3 protein-coding genes are annotated in these 4903 nt (G+C 75.4%); 1 reads left to right on the forward strand and 2 read right to left on the reverse strand.

Features of this window, described 5'->3' with window-relative positions:
• Positions 1–394, forward strand: a 394-nt coding sequence (locus tag ABZU52_RS31875) for a 4'-phosphopantetheinyl transferase superfamily protein (protein ID WP_354974628.1), incomplete at its 5' end; no start/stop codon positions are given.
• Positions 395–428: 34 nt separating this feature from the next.
• Here the strand turns inward: ABZU52_RS31875 and ccrA are convergent.
• Together ccrA and ABZU52_RS31885 are read right to left on the reverse strand one after the other, a co-directional pair.
• Positions 429–1673, reverse strand: a complete 1245-nt coding sequence (gene ccrA, locus ABZU52_RS31880; protein WP_354974629.1) for a crotonyl-CoA carboxylase/reductase — start codon at positions 1671–1673, stop codon at positions 429–431.
• Positions 1670–4903: SDR family NAD(P)-dependent oxidoreductase (locus ABZU52_RS31885; protein ID WP_354974630.1), on the reverse strand; the 3234-nt coding region annotated here is incomplete at its 5' end. The genes ABZU52_RS31885 and ccrA, both read right to left, overlap by 4 nt.

Genomic DNA, 4903 nt, shown 5'->3' on the forward strand with positions numbered 1-4903 from the left:
GGCCGCCGCCGTCGCCCGCGCCGCGGACGTCGCCGCCCTGGGCATCGACGCCGAGCCGCACGGGCCCCTCCCGGACGGCGTCCTGGAGTCGGTGAGCGCCACCGGCGACGGCGAACTGCTCGCCGACCTGGCCCGACGGCATCCCGGCACGCACTGGGACCGGCTCCTGTTCAGCGCGAAGGAGTCGATCTACAAGGCGTGGTACCCGCTCACGCAGCGCTGGCTCGGGTTCGAGGACGCGAGCCTGAGCATCGACCCCGCCGCCGGGACGTTCTCCGGACGGCTGCACGTGCCCGGCACCCGCCTCGACGGTGGCCCGGACCTCCGTGACCTGCGCGGCCGTTACGTGGTGACCGACGGCCTGGTGCTGACGGCGGTGACGGTGCCGGACTGAGCCCGGCACCGACACACGTGTCCCACCGGCCGGGTCACGCCGGCAGCGTGGTCAGGCCGGCGCGGGGGGCGTTGATCAGCACCGCAAGGTTGCCCGGCGGCTGTTCGTTGTCGTACATCAGCTGGTGCGCCCGGCCGAGGTCGTCGATCGTCCCGGTCCAGGCCAGGCAGGGGTCGATCCGGCCGGCGGCCACCAGCGCGGTGATCGCCCGGCACTCGGCGACGTTGGCGAAATGCGAGCCCTGCAACCGCTTCTGCCGCATCCAGAGGAACCGCAGGTCGACGTCGGCGTTGTAGCCGCTCGTGCCGCCGCAGATGACGACCATGCCGGCGGTGTCGCACAGGTACATGGAGGTCGGGATGGTGTCCTGACCGGGGTGCTCCAGCACGATGCGGGGGGCCCGCCGCTCACCGAGGATCTCCCAGAACCGCTGCCCGAAGCCGCGCACCTGCTTGAGCCAGACGTCGACGGCCGGTTGGTCGTCGAGCTGCGGCAGCCGACCCCAGTGGTCGAACTCGCGCCGGTCGATCACGCCCGCCGCGCCCAGGCGCAGGCAGTGCTCCCGCCGGTCGTCACTGGAGACGACAGCCACCGGGATACCCCCGTGCTCGCGGACGATCTGGATCGCCATCGAGCCAAGCCCGCCGGCCCCACCCCAGATCAGGACCGGGTCGCCGGGGCGGACGACGTGCGGCGGCCACCCGCAGAGCTGCCGGTAGGCCGTCGCCCCGGTGAGCAGGTACGCCGCCGCCTCCTCCCAGGTCAGCCGCGCCGGCTTGGGATGACACTGGTACTCGTCGACGACTGTGAACTGCGCGAACGCGCCGTAGTTCTCCTCGTACCCCCAGACCCGCTGGGTCGACGACGTCATCGGGTCGGCGCCGGCCCGGATGTCGGCGGCGGACTCGTCCCACTGGCAGCCGGAGAGCACGACGTGGTCGCCCGGCTTGACCTGGCGGGCGCCCTCGCCGACCGCCCACACCACGCCGGCACCCTCGGAGCCACCGATGTGGAAGCCGGTGTCGTCGCGGCGGCGGCGCGCGGCGACCACGTCGAGCGGCTTGCCGAGGGCGGCCCAGACGTTGTTGTAGTTCACGCCCGCGGCCATCATCATGACCAGCACCTTTCCCGGCCCCAGCGGTGGGACGTCCACCACCTCGGTCCGGAAGGCGTCGGTCGGCGGGCCGTAGCGCTCCGGCCGGATGACGGAGGCGTACATCCGGGCCGGCACCTCGCCCAGCGGCGGGATGTCGCCGATCTCGTAGCAGCTGGTGGTCATCGTGATCCTCCCCGTTCGGTGAGCCAGTCGTGCACGGCCCGCGCCGTGTCGGTGGCGTGGGTTTCGAGCATCGTGAAGTGGTCGCCCGCCACGGTGAGCGTGCTCTCGGCGGAGGGCCAGTCGGCCTGCCACGCGCCGTCGGCGGCCTGGCCCGGCATCGGTGTCGCGGCCCGGACCAACAGGGTCGGCGCGCGGACCGGCGTAGGCGTCCAGTCGAAGTGCAGGTAGCGGGCCATCGCGGTGAGCCACGCGTCGCCCTGGGAGTCCTCCCCCTCGCCGGTCATCCGGGCCTGCCGTTCGAGCAGCCCGCGCAGCACCTGCGGGATCAGCTCCTCGACCAGCTCGGTGGCGTCCGGGCGGTAGGTGTCCAGCAGGACCAGCGCGGCGCACCGCGCGCCGCGCCGCTCCAGCTCGGCGGCGACCGCGTGTGCCACCAGACCACCCGAGGAGTAGCCGGCGAGCGCGAAGGGCTGGCCCTGCGCGTGCCGGAGGATGGTCTCGGCGTGGGCCCGCACCGCCGCCTCCTGGCTGGCCGGCAAGGGCTCACCCGGCCGGAAGCCGGAGTGCGGCAGGACCGAGACCGCCCGGGCCCCGCGCAGCCCGGCCGCGAAGCGGGCGTACTGGTGCGGCCCGGAACGGCCGACGATCGGCGGCAGGCAGATCAGGGCGGGAGCCGCGCCGTGAGCGAGGCGCAGCGGACCGGGCCCGTCCACCAGGTCGTTCGCGTCCGTGAAAACCGGCCGGAAGTCCGCGAGTAGGCGCAGGGACGACACGAACTCCGGCGTCCGGCCGGTCTCCACCGCCGACCGGAGCAGCCCGGACAGGCCCGCGCCCGACTGCCGGGCGACCTCCGGTCCGGCCGGTGCGCCGTCGGGCAGCAGCAGCTCGGCGAGGAGGAACGCGGCGAGCGCGCCCGGGGTGGGATGGTCGAAGACGAGGGCCGGAGGCAGCCGCAGGCCGGTCGACGCGGCCAACCGGTTGCGCAGCTCCACCGCCGTCAACGAGTCGAACCCGAGTTCCAGGAAGGCGGCCGTGGCCGGGACCGCCTGCGCGTCGCCGTGCCCGAGCGCGGTGGCGGCCTGCGTGCGGACCACGGAGAGCATGGCCTCGGCGCGCTCGGACGGTGGCAGCCCGGCGAGCCGGCGGCGCAGGGACGCCCCGCCGTCGGCGGCGACGGCACCGCTCACCCGTCGGCGGGCGGGCCCGCCGCTCAGCGCGGCCAGCAGCGGCGGCAGTGCCGGCCCCTGCGCCCGCAGGGCGGCGCGGTCGAAGCGCACCGGCAGCAGGAGCGGCTCGTCCCGGCTCAGCGCGTCGTCGAGCAGCGCGAGCCCCTGCTCAGCGGCGAGCGGCAGGATGCCGCCGCGCGCCATCCGGCTCCGGTCGGCCTCGCTCAGGTCGGCCATCCCACTGGCCGGCGCCCACAGGCCCCAGGCGAGAGACGTGGCGCTGAGGCCCCGGGCGCGGCGGTGCCAGGCGAGCGCGTCCAGGAACGTGTTGGCCGCCGCGTAGTTGGCCTGCCCCGGCCCACCGAGCACCCCGGACGCCGCCGAGAAGAGCACGAACGCGCGCAGTCCGCTGGTGAGTTCGTGCAGGTTGAGCGCACCGTCCACCTTGGGGCGCAACACCCGGTCGACCTGGTCGGCGGTGAGCGTGTCGGCCAGCCCGTCGTCCAGGACGCCGGCCACGTGGAACACCGCGTCCACCGGGTGCTCGGCCAGCACGGCGGCCAGTGCCGCCCGGTCGGCCACGTCGCAGGCCCGCAGCGTCACCTCGGCGCCGAGCGCGGTCAGCTCGGCCACGAGGTCGTCCGCCGCGCCGCCACGGCTGAGCAACAGCAGGCGGCGTACGCCGTGGGCGGTGACGAGGTGCCGCGCCACCAACCGGCCCAGCGCGCCGGTCGCGCCGGTGACCAGGGCGGTGCCGTCGGGGTCCAGCACCGGCACGGTCAGGACCACCTTGCCGGTGTGCCGCGCCTGGCTCAGGTACCGCAGGGCGGCCGGCGCCCGGCGGACGTCCCACCGCGTCACCGGCAGCGGTCGCAGCACACCGGCGGCGAACAGGTCGAGCAGTGTGCGCAGCGTCGCGCCCAGCACCTCGGGGCCGGCCTCGTTCAGGTCGAACGCCTGGTACGTGACACCGGCCGGCATGGTGGCGGGATCGCGCAGGTCGGTCTTGCCCATCTCCAGGAACCGTCCACCGCGCGGCAGCAGCCGCAGGGACGCGTCGACGAAGTCGCCGGCGAGCGAGTTGAGCACGACGTCGACGCCCTGCCCTCCGGTCGCCTCCCGAAACGCCTCGGCGAATTCGAGTGTGCGCGACGAGGCGATCCGCTCGTCCGACAACCCCGCCGCCCGCAGGACCGGCCACTTCGGAGCGCTCGTCGTCGCGTACACCCGCGCGCCGAGGTGCTCGGCGATCTGCATGGCGGCCATGCCCACCCCGCCGGTCGCGGCGTGGATCAGCACCGACTCGCCCGCACGCAGGCCGCCCAGCTCGACCAGCCCCCGGTACGCAGTGAGGAACGCGACGGGCACGGTGGCCGCCTCGGCGAAGGACCACCCGGCCGGCATGGGCACCACCAGCCGGTGGTCGGTGACGGCCACCGGGCCGAAGGCGCCGCACGCGGCGAACAGCCCCAGCACCCGGTCGCCGGGGGCCAGGCCGGTCACGCCCGGGCCCACCTCCAGCACGATGCCGGCACCTTCCCCGCCGAGCAGGGATTCCTGGGGGTACATGCCGAGGGTGATGAGCACGTCGCGGAAATTGACCCCGGCGGCGTGCACGGCGATCCGGACCTGCCCGTCGGTGAGCGGCGCGGCCGCCTCCGGCGCGGGGGCGAGCACCACGTCGTCGACGCCGGTCCCGCCCGCCCCGCCCACCTCGAGCCGCCACGGGGCGGTGCCCGGCGGAGGTTCGAGCGGGCCGGCCGCGCCGTCGGGCACCACGCGCGGGACGTACGCGGCGCCCTCGCGCAGCGCCAGTTGCGGCTCGCCGGCGGCGAGCGCGGCGGCCAGGGCGCCGGGGAGCGCGGCCCAGGAGTCGTCGTCCACGTCGAGCAGGGTGAGGCGTCCCGGATTCTCGGTCTGCGCCGAGCGCACCAGGCCCCACACCGGCGCGTGGGCGAGGTCGGTGGCCGCCCGGCCCCGGACCGGCCCCGCCTGGCGGGTTACGATCGCCAGGTGCGCGTCGGCGCGCCGGTCGGCGCCGAGCCAGGTTCGGTCGATGCCGAG

It is taken from the genome of Micromonospora sp. NPDC005220 (genome assembly GCF_040607895.1).
In the GTDB taxonomy this organism is placed as follows: Bacteria; Actinomycetota; Actinomycetes; order Mycobacteriales; family Micromonosporaceae; genus Micromonospora.

What these genes read in the sequence shown, in the direction of transcription:
- ccrA (WP_354974629.1), bottom strand. Translation starts at nt 1,673, where the DNA reads ATGACCACCAGCTGCTACGAGATCGGCGACATCCCGCCGCTGGGCGAG.